The 15,109-nt window shown below is 63.9% G+C and carries 16 protein-coding genes and 1 tRNA gene; 12 read left to right on the forward strand and 5 right to left on the reverse strand.

Annotation, left to right across the window (positions count from 1 at the left end):
• Positions 1-8: 8 nt before the first annotated feature.
• The 3 genes from AB7M16_RS22795 (at position 9) to AB7M16_RS22805 (ending at position 2,317) form a co-directional block, all read left to right on the forward strand.
• The gene (locus AB7M16_RS22795; RefSeq protein WP_453945300.1) at positions 9-647 is read left to right on the forward strand and encodes a ferric reductase-like transmembrane domain-containing protein; all 639 of its coding nucleotides are present in this window, start codon (positions 9-11) and stop codon (positions 645-647) included.
• Positions 648-747: 100 nt separating this feature from the next.
• On the forward strand, positions 748-1,536 hold the full coding sequence (locus tag AB7M16_RS22800) for a class I SAM-dependent methyltransferase (RefSeq protein WP_212259506.1): 789 nt from the start codon (positions 748-750) through the stop codon (positions 1,534-1,536).
• Positions 1,537-1,840: 304 nt separating this feature from the next.
• The gene (locus tag AB7M16_RS22805; protein ID WP_453945301.1) at positions 1,841-2,317 is read left to right on the forward strand and encodes a Crp/Fnr family transcriptional regulator; all 477 of its coding nucleotides are present in this window, start codon (positions 1,841-1,843) and stop codon (positions 2,315-2,317) included.
• Between the two features lie 513 nt (positions 2,318-2,830).
• Here the strand turns inward: AB7M16_RS22805 and AB7M16_RS22810 are convergent.
• The 5 genes from AB7M16_RS22810 to AB7M16_RS22830 all read right to left on the reverse strand — a co-directional run bounded on the left by AB7M16_RS22810 (position 2,831) and on the right by AB7M16_RS22830 (position 7,409).
• Positions 2,831-3,808 (reverse strand): ABC transporter substrate-binding protein, encoded by a 978-nt coding sequence (locus AB7M16_RS22810; protein ID WP_453945302.1) that lies wholly within the window; start codon positions 3,806-3,808, stop codon positions 2,831-2,833.
• 281 nt (positions 3,809-4,089) lie between these two features.
• Entirely contained in the window at positions 4,090-5,418 is a 1,329-nt protein-coding gene (locus AB7M16_RS22815) for an IS1182 family transposase (RefSeq protein WP_212257604.1), read from the reverse strand.
• Positions 5,419-5,604: 186 nt separating this feature from the next.
• The gene (locus AB7M16_RS22820) at positions 5,605-6,072 is read right to left on the reverse strand and encodes a nuclear transport factor 2 family protein (protein WP_453945303.1); all 468 of its coding nucleotides are present in this window, start codon (positions 6,070-6,072) and stop codon (positions 5,605-5,607) included.
• A gap of 848 nt (positions 6,073-6,920) precedes the next feature.
• Positions 6,921-7,271 carry a RidA family protein gene (locus tag AB7M16_RS22825; RefSeq protein ID WP_212254004.1) on the reverse strand — a complete coding sequence of 117 codons (351 nt, stop codon included), beginning with the start codon at positions 7,269-7,271 and terminating at the stop codon, positions 6,921-6,923.
• A 63-nt stretch (positions 7,272-7,334) separates the two neighbouring features.
• Positions 7,335-7,409: transfer RNA gene (locus tag AB7M16_RS22830), tRNA-Thr, on the reverse strand.
• Between the two features lie 314 nt (positions 7,410-7,723).
• Between AB7M16_RS22830 and AB7M16_RS22835 the strand changes: the two genes are divergently transcribed.
• The 9 genes from AB7M16_RS22835 to AB7M16_RS22875 all read left to right on the forward strand — a co-directional run bounded on the left by AB7M16_RS22835 (position 7,724) and on the right by AB7M16_RS22875 (position 14,950).
• Positions 7,724-7,912, forward strand: coding sequence for a hypothetical protein (locus AB7M16_RS22835; RefSeq protein ID WP_172785147.1), 189 nt, complete (start codon positions 7,724-7,726; stop codon positions 7,910-7,912).
• Positions 7,913-7,950: 38 nt separating this feature from the next.
• A complete protein-coding gene (locus AB7M16_RS22840; protein WP_172785234.1) occupies positions 7,951-9,657 on the forward strand; it encodes an FAD-dependent oxidoreductase in 1,707 nt (568 codons plus the stop codon).
• A 137-nt stretch (positions 9,658-9,794) separates the two neighbouring features.
• A complete protein-coding gene (locus AB7M16_RS22845) occupies positions 9,795-10,103 on the forward strand; it encodes an EthD family reductase (protein ID WP_172785146.1) in 309 nt (102 codons plus the stop codon).
• Between the two features lie 295 nt (positions 10,104-10,398).
• The gene (locus AB7M16_RS22850; RefSeq protein WP_453945304.1) at positions 10,399-10,908 is read left to right on the forward strand and encodes a hypothetical protein; all 510 of its coding nucleotides are present in this window, start codon (positions 10,399-10,401) and stop codon (positions 10,906-10,908) included.
• 158 nt (positions 10,909-11,066) lie between these two features.
• On the forward strand, positions 11,067-11,891 hold the full coding sequence (locus tag AB7M16_RS22855; RefSeq protein WP_172785144.1) for an alpha/beta fold hydrolase: 825 nt from the start codon (positions 11,067-11,069) through the stop codon (positions 11,889-11,891).
• Between the two features lie 140 nt (positions 11,892-12,031).
• Positions 12,032-12,475 carry a DUF2948 family protein gene (locus tag AB7M16_RS22860; protein WP_453945305.1) on the forward strand — a complete coding sequence of 148 codons (444 nt, stop codon included), beginning with the start codon at positions 12,032-12,034 and terminating at the stop codon, positions 12,473-12,475.
• Between the two features lie 145 nt (positions 12,476-12,620).
• Complete coding sequence (gene hisD, locus AB7M16_RS22865; protein WP_453945306.1) at positions 12,621-13,916, forward strand: histidinol dehydrogenase; 1,296 nt, start codon at positions 12,621-12,623, stop codon at positions 13,914-13,916.
• Positions 13,913-14,410, forward strand: coding sequence for a UPF0262 family protein (locus AB7M16_RS22870; RefSeq protein ID WP_172785141.1), 498 nt, complete (start codon positions 13,913-13,915; stop codon positions 14,408-14,410). The genes hisD and AB7M16_RS22870 overlap by 4 nt, the downstream gene beginning before the upstream one ends.
• Positions 14,411-14,482: 72 nt before the next feature.
• Positions 14,483-14,950, forward strand: a complete 468-nt coding sequence (locus AB7M16_RS22875; protein ID WP_172785140.1) for an arsenate-mycothiol transferase ArsC — start codon at positions 14,483-14,485, stop codon at positions 14,948-14,950.
• Positions 14,951-15,109: the final 159 nt, after the last annotated feature.

Genomic DNA, 15,109 nt, shown 5'->3' on the forward strand with positions numbered 1-15,109 from the left:
ATTTGCAGATGAAGGGATGGAGATCGGCCCGGACGCCCCTGATCTGGGCCGCCCTCGCCTTGGCGATCGGCGTGCCGGTCGCCGCTGCCGCAGCCAGCGAGCAGCTCGCCTGGCGCGGTCCTGTCTACATCCTCGCCGGTTTCGCCGGGATCATCGCCCTCGGTCTCGTGCTCGTGCAGCCTTTGCTGATCGGCGGCTACCTGCCGGGATTGTCGGCCTATCGCAACAGGCGCGCCCATCACTGGATCGGCGGCGCGCTTGCCCTGGCGATTGTGATCCACGTCGCCGGCCTCTGGGTCACCAGCCCGCCCGATATGATCGACGCGCTGACATTCTCGTCGCCGACGCCGTTCTCCCCCTTTGGCGTGACCGCGATGTGGGCCATCTTCATCGTTGCGCTCCTGGCTCTGTTGCGAAGGCCATTGGGCTTGCGGCCGCGAACCTGGCGCATCATCCATATTCCCCTAGCCATCGTCATCGTCACGGGCAGCGTGATCCATTGTCTCCTGATCGAGGGAACGATGGAGACGATCTCCAAGGCGGCGCTGTGTGCGCTCGTCCTCGCGGCAACGGTGAAAGTCATGATTGACCTGAAGGTGTGGCGAAAGCGGCGGCTGCTGCGCAGCGAGGGCATTGCGCGACAGTAATCCGGCGGATCAGGTCAGCTTCGGGACTTCCCCCGTCCCATCTCTTGTGAGCAGAATGGCGCGCGCCAAGCATCGTCATCGGGCCGGGAGGATCTCGACATTGGCAGAGCAGACCATTCACTTCGACGACGGTGCTGCCTACGAGCAGATGATGGGAATCTGGAGCCGGTTCGCCGGCGAGATATTCCTTGATTGGCTGGCACCTCCTCCCGGCTTGCGGTGGATCGACATCGGTTGCGGCAACGGCGCCTTCACCGAACTCCTGGTCGAGCGCTGCAGCCCCGTCGAGGTCCAGGGCATTGACCCCTCGGCAGAGCAGCTTGCCTTTGCGCGCACGCGACCTGCGGCGCGCGTGGCAAAGTTTCACCAGGGCGATGCGATGGCACTTCCTTTCGCCGATGGCAGCTTCGATGCGGCTGTGATGGCGTTGGTTCTCGTGTTCGTTCCGGATCCCGCCAGGGGCGTCAGCGAAATGGTGCGGGTCGTCGTCCCCGGCGGTACGGTCATGACGTATATGTGGGACATGTTGGGTGGCGGCTTTCCGCTCGACCCGATCTACGACGAGATGAAGGCGATGGGCATTCCGGCAACCCGCCCGCCACGGATGGACGCCTCTCGCATGGAAGCGTTGCGGGACCTGTGGCGAGGAGCAGGTCTTGAGGACGTGCAAACGCGAGAGATCACGGTGCAACGGACGTTTTCGGGTTTCGACGACTTCTGGGCAATCAGTCTGAAGTCCCCCGCGCTCCGGCCTGCCGTTGCCGCGATGAGGCCCGCAGACGTCGAGACGCTCATCGCGCGGGTGCGTGCGGCCCTGCCGGCGCATGCGGACGGTCGCATCACCTGCAGTGCGCGCGCACACGCGATCAGGGGGCGCCGGCCCAAATAGCCCGCATTGTGCAGGACGGGTAGAGCACTTCTCGAAACTCATCATCTCCGTTAGCGAACGAGCCTGATGGGTTTCGCTTCGCGCGGCAGTGGACCAGAGTCGAGAGGCGAAAATCTCTCGCCGCGTCATTGCGAGGAGCCCTTGCGACAAAGCAATCCAGACTGTTTCCGCGGGCACATTCCTGGATTGTTTCGCGGAGCCTGTCATCGGGCCGCGCTTCGCGCGGACCCGTTGGCTCGCAATGACGGAACCTGGCTGCGCCGCTTAGCTTGCCGCAGCCATCGACCGGGCGTAACCTCGCGCGATGACCGTCACGGCCCCCGATCTGAAAGCGTTCCTGCTGGCGACGCCGTTCTTCGGTGGCCTTTCGGACGAAAGCCTTGACCTCTTGATCTCGATGCTGGTCGAGCGCGACTTCGAGGTGGGCGCGACCGTCGTGGCCGAGGGCGAGCCGGGGCGCTCGATGTTCATCGTCAAGTCCGGCCGGCTCGCGGTGAGCAAGCGGACCCATGCGGGCGGCGTCATCCCGATATCGCGTTTGGAGCCTGGGGATTTCTTCGGCGAGATGACGCTGATCGAAATGCAGAACCGCTCCGCCACGGTGGTCGCGGAGGCACCGACGGTGCTGTACGAGCTGACGGCCCAAAAGCTCTATGCCTGCTACAAGGCCGACATCCACGCCTACGTGATCGTCCTGCAGAACGTCAATCGCGAGCTGTGCCGGCGGCTGCGCCGGGCCGATGATCGCTTCGCGGCACTGCAGGTGAATGGCGACAATTGATAGCGCGCAAGAGAGAGAGCCGTCGGGAACCCATCACGTTTCGCCACCGAGATCGGCCTCGACGGGTCCTCGCATCACGACTTGTCGTGCGCGTACTTCTCCAGGACCAGCCGATTATATTCGTCCCTGACGGCCCTTCGGGAAACATGCCCCTTCCGGTCTTTGGCAATTTTCAGAAGATCAGGGTCGGTCGGTGCCTTCGATTTCCGCCGAAATCTCGCAAAGAGAGGGGTCGTCGGCTCCGACAATCTTCCAAACAGGCGGTCGAACCATCCCATTGTGTCCTCCCGGACAGGCCGCGAGCTGAAAGACTATCACCATGAAATGAGGGGTCAACGTGCCGTGTGACCGCAGTTTTTCAAAAAGGCGCGCCAGCACAGTTTGCAACGGCCGCAGGCTTGAGCGGCACAGTCAAACATCCGGCACCTCGGATGTCCGCGAAGGTGCGATCTTTGGACTGGCCAGCATCCCTTGGCCCGCCTAGAGGCGAAGCTTGGCATGGCCGAGTCAAAGTCATTCGATCAATTCATCGGCCGCGACAAGGACGGACTGTGGCACTGCAAGCCCAAATGCCTTGGCCGACTTCATGTTGATCACGAGCTCGAATTTCGTTGGTCGCAAGACCGGAAGATTGTCGGGCTTCGCGCCGTGCAAGATCTTGCCGGCATAGACGCCGAGCAGGCGATACGTATCGGAAAGACTGGCGCCGTAGCTCATCAGGCCGCCATCGGCCGGAAACTCTCGAATGTGGAAGATGCCTGGCAATTGATGCTCCGATGAGAGTGCCAATATCTGGTTTCGCCGGGAGTCGAAGAATGGATCGTTCTGCACGACCAAAGCCTTGACGCCAGCCTTGCCAAGCACGCCGAAAGCCGCGTCAAGTTCGGCATCCGTCGTCCCGGCCTGCACGACAAGTTCGCGCCCAAGGGACTTGGCCGCGTTGGCGACCGCCTGCCGGTGCTGCTCGACAACCTCACTCCCAAAGCGTGGATTGACAAGCAAGCCGATGACGCCGGCAGTGGGGACCATCGCGCAGATGAGTTCCAGGCGTTTGCCGCCCAAATCGCCTGTGAAGAAGTTCACGCCAGTTGCTACGCCCGGGCGGTTCATGCTCGTCACCAAGCCCGCGCGAACGGGATCGTCGCCAACGAGAAAGACAAGGGGGATCGCCGAGGTCGCCGATTTGGCCGCGCGGGCAGCGGGATCACCCGCTCCTACAATCAACGAAAGAGGATGGCTGACCAATTCAGTGGCGAAGGACGGCAAGCTGCCGTAGTCACCCTTCGCCCAGCGATACTCGATCTTTATGTTACGGTTCTCGACGTAACCCATCTCTTCGAGGCCGCGCCTGAAAGCATTGGTGTGCGTTGCGGCTTCATCGGGCGAACGCGTGCTGAGAAAACCGATGGTCGGGAATGTCTGTTGGGCTCGTGAAGCAGCAGGGAGCGCAGTCGCAAGTCCCAACCCTGCCATGAAGTCGCGCCTCTTCATAAGCGCTTTCTCCTCAGCCAGCGAACTGGGTGAGAGCTTACGTCGTGCCACAGGGTTGCTCAACGTCCGATTCGGGGCTCGAGCCGACTTCAAGCGATGCCCACCAAGGACCAAAGAGACATGAGCCGCCCGGTCGTTCACCAAGGACGGGCGCGCTCCATCGAACATAGAACCATCAGTGCGTAGAGCCTGTGAGCCAATTCGTTTTGTTTCGGCTTCGGCATCAAGGGGTGGTATCGCCCCTTGATGGGGGAAGCCGGCGGCGTCAGGCTGTTGGTTATCTATGCTTTTGCGAGACGATGCCCTTGCAGGATGTTGTTGGTGAGGGCGTACCAGAGCACGACGGCACGGACCTTCTCGATGCCGCGCACGGTCAGTTGCCTGAGGTCCCAGTTGCGCCAGCGGGCATGGATGCATTCGCAGATGGTACGGGCCTGGTACTGTGCCTTGCCGGCTTCGCTGGCCATGCGAGCACGCCAGGCCGCTATGCCAGGACCGTCGCTGCTCCGGGGTAAGAAGGGATCGACACCGCTCCTGGATTGGGGCGGTGGACAGTAAACCTCGATGCCCTCGCCATGCGCCCATTCGATGTCGTCGCCAGTGCAGAACCCGCCATCGGCGAGGTAGCGGCGTGGCAAGCGCTTCAGCCGAGCGCGCGTTCGCTCCAGCATCGGGCGCATCAAGCCACGATCTGAGCCGCTGTTGTCGACATCGATCGCGACCACGATCAGTTCGCCAGCCGCGCTAGCCACCTGCACATTATAGGCCGGACGGAAGCCGGCATCGGCCATCTTCATCACCCTGGCCTGCGGGTCGGTGGTGGAGGCCCGAGGCTCCTTCGGCTTCTTGCCATTGCCGCCCTTGTCGTCGAGCTGTTTTCGCTTGCGCTTGATCTCGGCCAGCGCGGCCTGCGCGGCTTGCACCCGCTCGCTGCGTTCGCGCGCCGCCCGCTCTTTGGCGGCCCGGATCCGCCGATTGCTGGCTTCCGGGTCCGCATCGACCTCGCGCTTGAGCTCTTCCACAATGGCCTCGGCCTGCGCCATCTGCCGATCCAGCGTCGCCTCCCGCCGGAAAGATCCGGTCCCGGCATTCGCTCGTATCCGCACCCCGTCCTGGGTCAGCTTCTCCAGATCGACCAGCCCTGCCTCGTTCAGGGCCACCAGATGTTCAACCAGCAAACGGTCGAGCAAGTCGGCACAGCCGACCCGGAAGTCCGACAGCCCGTGATGGTTCAACGACACGCCACCGCAGAGCCAGCGGTAGACGTCGTGGCTGTCGCAGAGCCGGTCCAGCGCCCGCGCGCTGCCAACGGCATCGCTCGCGGCGTACAGCCAAAGCGCCAGCAACAACCGTGGCGATGGCGCCGGATGGCCCGGCCTGTTTTCCCGTGCCTTGACGCGATCTTCCAGCTCGCTCAGGTCCAGCCCTTCGACATAAGCCCAGATCACCCGCGCTGGATGATCCTGCCCGATCAGGCTGTCGATATCGACCGCTCGCAATTCGACCTGATTGCGCACAGGCTCGCGCAGCCGAGGTGCGCCTTGCGGCACCGCTTCGGTTCGTGCCGACTGCTCCGGCAATTCACCAAAAAGTCCGTCGTCAGCCATCATCCTCTCCAGCAGATCAGTCTGCCCAGAGAATCACATTCGTCTGACGCGCGGTACAAAAGATTCACAGTCTCGTAGGATGGGTAGAGCACTTGCGAAACCCATTATCTTTCGTCTCCGAGCAGCGCATTGATGGGTTTCGCTTCGCTCTACCCATCCTACGAGCTGCATGCGACGAATAAATCTGGTCTATGGCTGAGGCGCAGGAATTGGAAGGATGCTTGTTATCTTCCAACCGTCGCCTGTTTTCACCAGCACTTGATTCATCAGGAACCGTGTCGGCTGCGCCGTCTGTCCAGGCGGTGAAATCATGAAGGTTACTGGCACATAGAGTTGCGCCACCCCCGTCTGCAATTCGATGACCTTCAGTTCGTCCATTTTCGGGTCGAGGGACCAAGTGCCCTGATACAGGGTCTCGAAGCGCTTGATTGCTGCAGCGTGACCCCAGACAGGGGCGCCACGCGTGATCCACAGGAACTGAGCCGAGTCTTGCAGAAGCTCACCAACCGCCTTGAGGTCATGAGCGTTTTGTGCGGCAACAAATCTTGTGAAAAGAGCCTTCACTTCGTCCTCGCTGCCCGCGCGAACCGCGTCAGCCGTAGTCAGGAGCAAGAATGAAGCGAAGAAAGCAAGATGACTTCGTGCACGGAAGGTCATGATCGTCCTCCCTTGATGCCGCGGCGAAATGATCCGCTCGCGATTATCAGTTGCAACAGAAAATTACCCCAACGAGGGTCCAAAGACCACGTGATTTCAGGCGGCATGGCCGGTGGTAGGATTTCCCCATCCGGTCAAAACCCGAGATCGACCGCAACGCTTCTAACCCGTCGGGCAAAACACCACCCCTCCGCGCAAACCCCGTCAATCCCGTTCTGCAAAAATATTCCACTTTACCGAAATTCGGAATTGCGGTATCCATCGCACATCCCGGTCCAAGGAGAGGGGCGATCGTACGTCGTCACGAACGTGGGCCAGGGTGCGGTGGACGCGGCTGCGTCGGGCACGCGTGGCGGGACCAGGGCGAGATGAACCTCGTGAGGTCCTGGTCGGTGTGCGGAACGGACGGCGCCAACATCCGGAGAAGCCTCTTGGCGGAGCCGGAAGCTGCGTACGGCAAAACCGTGTGGTCCTGACCGTCGTTGCTACGGTCAAGCCTTGCGGAGATGGTTTTGGGCTCAACCGGGCCTGGAAGCATCAATTCGCGAGGTGACGGAGGCCGGAAGGAACTCGGCTCCGGGGAGAGCAGGCATAAGCCGTCAAACCATCGCGCAGGGAAGGCCGGGTGTTTTCCGGCCCACCTGTCGTCCCGCCTGCGCATTTGCGTGTGCAAATTTTTTCGCGCGGCGGATCATGGGTGCCAGCCGGCACCCGGCCTTCACTGCGCCCTCTTCACAGAGGAGGGGCAAGGAAAACAGCAAAACTCGGACGCTTGCGTCGCGAGAGCGCGGCTTCATGTTCGAACGCAGGAATGATCGGGCTTGCTCGCCTCACCCGTCGCTCGAGGGTCAGCGGCGGGCGGCGATCGCCGTCAGCTCCAGCTTGACGCCCGGGCCGAGATCCGCAACGCCGATCGCGGCACGCGCCGGCAGATGCTCCGCGGTGAAATAGCGCTTCCACACCTGGTTGAACGCGGCCTTCTCAGTGAGGTCGGCCACGTAGATCGTCACCTGCAGAACGCAGGACAGATCGGAGCCGGCCCCCTCGAGCAGGGTCTTCAACTGGCGCAGCACATCGTCGGCCTGGCCCGCGATGTCGAGCCCGACATCTTCAGGGACGATGCCGCCGAGATAGAGCACGCCATTATGCTCGACGATCTCGTGGAGCAGTCCTTCATAGGGCAGGGAACGTGTGATCACGATGGCATCCGTGGCTGTTGCGGGCTCGCTGCCGGGCGGAGGGCTCGCGTCGATGAGGAAAGCTGGTGCTGCCAGACAGGATTGAACTGTCGACCTCTCCATTACCAATGGAGTGCTCTACCACTGAGCTACGGCAGCATGTGCTGGGACAAGAATCGGCCGCCCGAGGGGCCTACCAAGCGGGCCGATATCTGCCACAAGCCCCCCTCCTGCGCAAGCTTGCTAGCCGCGCCAATACGAGAAAATCGGGCCGATATCGGCGCCAAAATGCCCGGTTTCGCCTGAACTGACCGACTTCACGCCGATTCGGGGTCTGGTATCCCTGCCCAAGAGGTCAGTTGGCCTGGGGGCGGATTCGATCCATCTCGCGTCTCACATGGGCGTATCGCGTTGCCTCTTGAGCTGCCACACTTCGATGGCATCCTGCTGCCGGTTGCTGTGATGGAGCCGCGATGGCTGACGAGACTGACAAGAGCGCGAGGCAGGCGAGGGCGTCCCGGGACGACCGGCTGAAATCGGCGCTCCGCGAAAACCTGAAGCGGCGGAAGGTGCAGGCGCGCGAACGCGCCGCAAGCACCGACCCCTCGCAGAATGAGGATGGTTCCCTAAATGAGGGGGCCGCCGGCAAGATCCGTCGTTGAAAGCCGGCGGCTGGAAATTTGGAGTGCATGCAGTGACCATGGGGCAGGACGAGACACAACGAACCGACCGTGAAGCGCAGCTGGTGCGGTTCACCCGCCCCGAGCAGACCTTTCCGGCGCTGACGCCTGCCGAGATCGAACGGATCAGACACTTCGGCGAAATCCGCACCTATGTGGACGGCGAGTTGCTGTTCGAGACCGGCAAGCCCGGGCCCGGCATGTTCGTCGTGCTCAAGGGCCATGTCGCCATCAGCCAGCGCGACGGCCTTGGTCACGTCATCCCGGTGATCGACCAGGGGCCGGGGCAATTCCTGGCCGAGCTCAGCCAGCTCTCGGGACAGCCGGCGCTGGTCGACGGCCGCGCCGAGGGCGAGGTCGAGACGCTGCTGCTGCCGCCGGACCGGCTGCGCGCGCTCTTGGTCGCCGAGGCCGACCTCGGCGAGCGCATCATGCGGGCGCTGATCCTGCGCCGGGTCAATCTGATCCAGGGCGGCGTCGGCGGTCCCGTGCTGATCGGACCGTCGAACTCCGTCGGCCTGGTGCGGCTGCAGGGCTTTCTCACCCGCAACGGCCAGCCGCATCATCTGCTCGATCCCGATCGCGAACGCGGCGGCGCCGAATTGATCGCGCGTTATTCGCCCAAGCCCGAAGACTGGCCGCTGGTCGTCACCGCCGATGGCGCGGTGCTGCGCAACCCCAATGAGACCGAGCTTGCGCGCGCCATCGGCATGATCGGCGGCGCCAAGGGCGACCGCATCTACGACGTTGCCGTCGTCGGCTGCGGACCGGCCGGGCTCGCCACCGCCGTCTATGCAGCGTCCGAAGGGCTGTCGGTCGCCGTGCTCGATACCCGCGCCTTCGGCGGCCAGGCCGGCGCCAGCGCGCGCATCGAGAACTATCTGGGCTTTCCGACCGGCATTTCCGGCCAGGCCTTGACCGCGCGTGCCTTCACCCAGGCGCAGAAGTTCGGCGCCGACATCATGATTCCCGTCACGGTGAAGTCGCTCGACTGCACGCGCAAGGACGGCGCATTTTCGGTGGCGTTGGAGGGCAGCGATCCCTTGCGCTCACGTTCGGTGGTGGTCGCGAGTGGCGCACGCTATCGCCGCCCCGACATCGCCAACCTCGACACGTTCGAGGGCCGCGGCGTCTGGTACTGGGCATCGCCCGTGGAGGCGCGGCTGTGCGCGGGCGAGGAAGTCGCCCTGGTCGGTGCGGGCAATTCGGCAGGCCAAGCGGCCGTGTTCCTGTCGGGCCACGCCAAACGCGTGCTGATGATCATCCGCGGCGGAGGCTTGGGTGCCAGCATGTCGCGCTATCTCATCGAGCGCATCGAAGCGACGCCGAACATCGAATTGATGTTCAACACCGAGATCACCGCACTCGAGGGCGACGAGGCGTCGCTGCTGCGGCGCATCCGCTGGAAGAGCCGGCTGTCGGATGACGAGGATTCCGCCGACATCCGCAATCTCTTCCTGTTCGTCGGCGCCGATCCCGCCACGTCCTGGCTCGACGGTTGCGGCGTGACGCTCGATCGCGGCGGTTTCGTCGTGACCGGCGCGCAGTCCGAGCAGAACCAGGGCAAGCTGGTGGCGCCGCTGGAGACCTCCGTGCCCGGCGTCTACGCCGTCGGCGACGTCCGCTCCGGCTCGGTCAAGCGCGTCGGCGGCGCCATCGGTGAGGGCGCGCAGGTCGTCGCCTCGCTGCACGGCTATCTCGGCGACGCCGCAAAACCGGCGCTTTAGGCAAGGATAAGAGCAAGGACAATACAAGGGAATGGCAAGCCGAATCCGGCTTGCCATCTTGCCGACAACTACAGACTATCCCCTCGTCGCGAGGCCAATCGCGCGCGGAAAAAACAAGGATTCAACGGGAGGACTAAATGGCTGAAGTCGTTGTGCTCTACAAGACACCCAAGGATGCTGCCGCCTTCGACAAGTACTATGCCGAGACCCACATTCCGCTCGCCAAGAAACTTCCCGGCCTGAAGAACTACGCCGTCAGCAAGGGGCCGGTCGCCTCTCCCGCGGGTCCTTCCGGAATCCATCTCGTCGCCATCCTCACCTTCGACAGCGTGGCCGACGTTCAGGCGGCCTTCGCCAGCCCGGAAGGCAAGGCGACCGGCGCTGATGTGCCGAAATTCGCCAGCGGCGGCGCCGACATCCTGATCTTCGACACCAAGGACGTGTGAGGGATCGATTCAACTTTCGTTGAATCCTGCAAGCTCGTAGCCCGGATGGCGCGAAGCGCAATCCGGGGCCGCGATTGCTTGTGGCACGATTGTCGGAATTCGCTTCGCTCCATACGGGCCCCAAAACCAAGCTGCCGTCGTTTGTGACAGCGCTGCAAAAAGTTCAGCCATGCGTTCTTCGATTTCGCACGATCACGCATGGCTGCGCGCATGCATGTGACGACAACGCAGGTGGCAATCCCATGAGGATCGTAATACTACTCTCGTCACCTCAACGGAGAGTAGGAGAGATGTCATGATCTTTGGGTTGAGTCTGCCCGCCCTCACGCTGATCCATGTCATCATCAGCCTGATTGCCATCGTCGCCGGGCTCGTCGTGATGTTCGGCCTGCTCGGCTCGAAGCCGATGCCGGGCCTGACCGCGATCTTCCTGCTGTTCACCATCCTCACCAGCGCCACCGGCTTCCTGTTTCCGTTCAAGGAGCTGCTGCCCTCGCACATCATCGGCATCATCTCGCTGCTGCTGCTCGCCGTCGCCTGCTTTGCGCTCTACGGCATGAAGCTCGCCGGCGTCTGGCGCCCGGTCTACATCGTGACCGCGATGATCTCGCTCTATTTCAACGTCTTCGTGCTGGTGATCCAGTCGTTCCTGAAGGTGCCCGCGCTTGCCGCGCTGGCGCCCGCCGTGCCGCCGGCGCCGCCATCGGGTCCGGTGTTCGCCGTCGTCCAGGGCATCGTGCTGGTGTTTTTCGTCGTGCTGACCATCGGCGCCTGGCGCCGCTACAAGCCCATGGCGCTTGCCTGACCGTTTGTGCGCGCCATTCGTCATTCCGGGGCATCGCGCAGCGATGAACTCAGGTGCGCAATCGCGCACATGAGAATCTCGATTTGACAATCTCCAGAATCCGGGTCCGCGCTAAACGCGCGTCCCGGAATGACTCGAGCTTAAAAGGAGCCCCCACCATGCCCACCATCACCACCAAAGACGGCGTCGAGATTTTCTACAAGGATTGGGGTTCGGGCCAGCCGATCGTGTTCAGCCATGGCTGGCCGCTGTCGTCGGACGATTGGGACGCGCAGATGATGTATTTCGTCACACGCGGCTATCGCGTCATCGCGCACGACCGCCGCGGCCACGGCCGCTCGGCGCAGGTCGCCGACGGCCACGACATGGATCATTATGCCGACGATCTCGCCGCGCTCACCGCGCATCTCGACCTCAAGAACGCCCTCCATGTCGGCCATTCCACCGGCGGCGGCGAGGTCGTGCACTACATCGCCCGCCACGGCGAGAGCCGCGTCGCGAAGGCCGCGATCCTCTCGGCGGTGCCGCCGCTGATGGTGCAGACCGCGGCCAATCCCGGCGGCCTGCCGAAGAGCGTGTTCGACGATTTCCAGGCCCAGCTCGCCGCCGGACGCTCGGCGTTCTACCGCGACATCGCCGCCGGCCCGTTCTACGGCTACAACCGCCCCGGCGCAAAACCGCTGGAAGCGGTGATCGAAAACTGGTGGCGTCAGGGCATGATGGGCGGCGCGAAAGCGCATTACGACGGCATCGTCGCGTTCTCGCAAACCGATTTCACCGAGGATCTGAAGAAGATCAACGTGCCGGTGCTGGTGATGCACGGCGACGACGACCAGATCGTGCCTTACGCGGACTCGGCGCCGCTCTCGGCCAAGCTGCTGAAGAAAGGCATCCTGAAGACCTACAAGGGTTTTCCGCATGGTATGCCGACCACGCATGCCGAGACCATCAACGCGGATCTCCTGGCGTTTTTCAAGGAGTGAGGCTTCACGGACCCTCTCCCCCTTGTTGTGGGAAAGGGTGGCTCGCCGCGTAGCGGCGAGACGGGCGAGGGCTTAACTTGAGTGGAAATTTCGGGGCTCGCGCGCGTTGAGCCTCGTCCACTTCAGGAGAAGCGCCGGCGATGTCGCCCCAGCTCAAACTGATTGCGCTCGACCCCGACGATCTCGCCGTGATCTCGACCCATGTCCAGGACGCCCGTGTCCAGGCGTCCGACATCATCTGGCGTCAGGGCGAAAAGCGGCTTGTGGTCGGAATGAGCCGGCTGGACTGGGAGCAGACATTGGAGGGCGAGACCGAGCCGCGCCGGCTGGTCGCCGCGCTGCGTTTCGACCGTGTGCTCGCCTGCAAGTCGCGCAACATCGACCTCGCCGCGCCGGACAAGGTGCTGGATCTCGTCGGCATTGAATTTCACCCCCAGGATGGCCGCGCCGAGGAGCCCGGCGGCAGCGCCCTGCTTTTGTTCGCCCAGGGCGGCGCCATTCGCCTGGACGTCGAGTGCCTGGAATGCGAGCTGACCGACCTCGGCGCCGACACGCTGGGCACGGGAGTCGAAAGGGAGGGGTGAAGCGGCCGGTATACCAGCCGAATGGGCTCCGGCCCTGGCCGGAACGGCATCTCCCGAGGGTTGACGCAGCTTCCCCGCCGCGCCATTGAGCAGGGACCTGGTGCGCCGACCCGCCCCTCAAGACCAGCCGGAAGCCAAGCGAAACATGCCCGTTCGCCTCGACCGCAGCAGCGCCGATTTTGACCAGCGATTCGCCGCCTTCCTCGCCGCCAAGCGCGAGGCTTCGGCCGATGTGGAGGCCGCCGCGCGCGCGATCGTCGATGATGTGGCCAGGCGCGGCGATGCCGGCCTGCTCGAAGCGACAGCCAAGTTCGACCGCTTGAGGCTGGATGCGTCCTCGTTGCGCGTCTCCGCCGCCGAGATCGAGGCCGCCGTGAAGGCCTGCGAGCCTGCGACGCTGGATGCGCTCAAGCTCGCGCGCGACCGCATCGAGACCTATCACCGCCGCCAGTTGCCGAAAGACGAGCGCTTCACCGATCCGCTCGGCGTCGAGCTCGGCTGGCGCTACACCGCGATCGAATCCGCCGGCCTTTATGTGCCGGGCGGCACGGCCGCCTATCCGTCATCGGTGCTGATGAACGCAGTGCCGGCGAAAGTCGCCGGCGTGTCGCGCCTCGTGATGGTGGTGCCCTCGCCGGACGGCAAGCTCAATCCGCTGGTCCTGGCGGCCGCCCATCTCGGCGGCGTCACCGAGATCTACCGTGTCGGCGGTGCGCAGGCCGTCGCTGCGCTCGCGCATGGCACCGCGACCATCGCGCCGGTCGCCAAGATCGTCGGCCCGGGCAATGCCTATGTCGCTGCCGCCAAACGGCTGGTGTTCGGCAAGGTCGGCATCGACATGATCGCCGGCCCCTCGGAGGTGCTCGTCATCGCCGACGACACCGGCAATGCCGACTGGATCGCCGCCGACCTGCTGGCGCAGGCCGAGCACGACGCCAGCGCGCAGTCGATCCTGATCACGGACTCGGCGCGCCTCGCCGCCGACGTCGAAAAGGCGGTGGAAGCGCAGCTGAAGACGCTGCCGCGTGCCGCAATTGCCAGCGCGTCCTGGGCCGATTTCGGCGCCGTCATCATGGTGAAGAACCTCACCGACGCCATCCCGCTCGCTGACGCCATCGCGGCCGAGCATCTCGAGATCATGACCGTCGATCCCGACGCGCTCGCCGCGAAGATCCGCAATGCCGGCGCGGTGTTCCTCGGACCGCACACGCCCGAGGCGATCGGCGATTATGTCGGCGGCTCCAATCACGTGCTGCCGACGGCGCGCTCGGCGCGGTTTTCCTCCGGCCTCTCGGTGCACGACTTCATGAAGCGCACCTCGATCCTGAAATGCGGACCCGATCAATTGCGTGCGCTGGGGCCGGCCGCGATGACGCTCGGCAAGGCGGAGGGGCTGGACGCCCATTCGCGCTCGATTGGATTGCGCCTCAATCTGTCATGACAAAGCCGCCCGAACAGGACGACTCGACCAATCGCATCGTCGGCGTCACGCTCGACGAGGACTCGATCGGCCGTTCCGGGCCCGACATCGAGCACGAGCGCGCGATCGCGATCTATGATCTGATCGAGCAGAACCTGTTCGCGCCCGAGGGTGCGGAGGGCAAGGGCCCGTTCACGCTGCATATCGGCATCACCGGCAACCGGCTGATGTTCGACATCCGCCGCGAGGACGGCACGCCTGTCGTCGCGCATCTGTTGTCGCTGACGCCGTTCCGGCGGATCGTGAAAGACTATTTCATGATCTGCGACAGCTACTACCAGGCGATCCGCACCGCGACGCCGGACAAGATCGAGGCCATCGACATGGGCCGCCGCGGCATCCATGACGAGGGATCGCGCACGCTGCAGGAGCGGCTGAAAGGCAAGGTGCGGGTCGACTTCGAGACCTCGCGCCGCCTGTTCACGCTCATTACCGTCCTTCATTGGAAGGGGTGAGCGCGCATGATCCCGAAAAGTGGGAACCGGTTTTCGGATCGGATCATGCGCAAAAACAAAAGAGCGTAAGCGATGGCTGCGCCCCCACGCGCACGCGATCCGCAATCGGTGCTGTTCGCATGTGCGATGAACAGCGTGCGCTCGCCGATGGCCGAGAGCCTGTTGCAGCACATGTTTCCGCAAGGCCTCTACGTGAAGTCGGCCGGCGCCAGGAAGGGCGATCTCGATCCCTTCGCGGTCGCCGTGATGGGCGAGCTCGGCCAGGACATCTCGGCCCACAAGCCTCAGACCTTCGAGGAGCTGGAGGATTGGGAGGGACTGAATTTCGACCTCATCATCACGCTCTCGCCCGAGGCGCATCACAAGGCGCTGGAGCTGACGCGAACGCTCGCGGCCGAGGTCGAATACTGGCCGACGCAGGATCCCACCACCATCGAAGGCAGCCGCGACCAGAAGTTAGCTGCCTATCGCGAGGTCTGCGATCAGCTCCTGATGCGCATCCGCCGGCGCTTCGCCAAGGTCGGCGCGGCGAGCGGGTGATCTCGTGCCCCGGACGCAGTGCAGCGCGCCTTCGCGATGCGCTGCAGAGCCGGGGCCCATCTCACCGCATGTGCAAGACCGTGGGTCCCGGCTCAGCGTCGCAGCATTTCATGCCGCGCCAGCGTCCGGGACACGAGAGCGTCACAGACCGAGGGCACA

It is taken from the genome of Bradyrhizobium sp. USDA 372 (assembly GCF_053629095.1).